We start from the raw sequence: 481 nt of genomic DNA on the forward strand, positions 1-481 counted from the left end.
CAGATGCACCTGTGTGAAGCGCGATAGGTAGATTGAACGCGTGCGCTGTCGCTGCAATACGAAGGCAGCCTGTAATGCCGCCAGCGCGGGTTACATTCGGTTGCACGAGATCGATCAGGCCCTCTTCAAGGAATGACCTAATTCCGAAACTGTGGAACTCGCCTTCGCCCAGAGCAACGCGCTGCCCCGTTGCTGCACGCAGCCGCCGGTATCCCGGAATATCGTCGAGAGGCAGCGGCTCTTCCAAGAAATATAAGTCGTAGCGTTCAACCTTGCGCGAAAAGGCAATTGCATCTGGAGCGGTAAAGCCCGAATTCGCGTCAGCAAAAAGCATAATGTCTGGGGCTGCCTCCCTGACTGCAGCAACTCGCGCGACATCCTGTGTGACTTTGCCGGAAATCTTGATCTTGATGGCGGAATAACCCTGCTCAACCAGACGGAAGGCTTCTTCGGCCATCATGTCAGGGGAATTGATGAGAAT

At 54.9% G+C, this 481-nt stretch carries 1 protein-coding gene; it reads right to left on the reverse strand.

From position 1 onward, the window contains the following. A partial coding sequence (locus AB1462_RS31760) for an enolase C-terminal domain-like protein (RefSeq protein WP_367249045.1) occupies positions 1-481 on the reverse strand: 481 nt, incomplete at both ends.

The sequence above is a fragment of the Pseudomonas sp. SB113 genome (assembly GCF_040754745.1).
Lineage (GTDB): Bacteria > Pseudomonadota > Gammaproteobacteria > Pseudomonadales > Pseudomonadaceae > Aquipseudomonas > Aquipseudomonas grimontii.